This is a genomic window from Campylobacter sp. US25a (assembly GCF_004379075.1).
Classification (GTDB): Bacteria; Campylobacterota; Campylobacteria; order Campylobacterales; family Campylobacteraceae; genus Campylobacter_D; species Campylobacter_D jejuni.
The window spans coordinates 1-284 of sequence record NZ_RYYM01000128.1 but is presented as its reverse complement, the minus strand read 5'-3'; the positions used below and the strand labels follow the sequence as shown (position 1 = coordinate 284).

At 28.9% G+C, this 284-nt stretch carries 1 pseudogene; it reads left to right on the top strand.

Annotation, left to right across the window (positions count from 1 at the left end):
* Nucleotides 1-284 (top strand): annotated as a pseudogene (locus tag ELQ12_RS10020) (hypothetical protein); the annotation flags it as partial.

Genomic DNA, 284 nt, shown 5'->3' with positions numbered 1-284 from the left:
CTTTTAGAGAATTTAAAGAAGCCATTTCTAAATTACCAACTATAGATCTTTTGAATACTAGATTTGATAAGCTTGAAAATTCAGTTGACAAGCTTGAATATTCAGTAGGTGCTAAACTTGATAAGCTTGAATATTCAGTAGGTGCTAAACTTGATAAGCTTGAATATTCAATAGGTGCTAAACTTGATAAGCTTGAAAATTCAGTTGATAAGCTTGAAAACAAACTAGATAGCTTTAAAAGAGAAGTTAGAACATATGTAATTATTCTTGCTGCTTTAATGTTT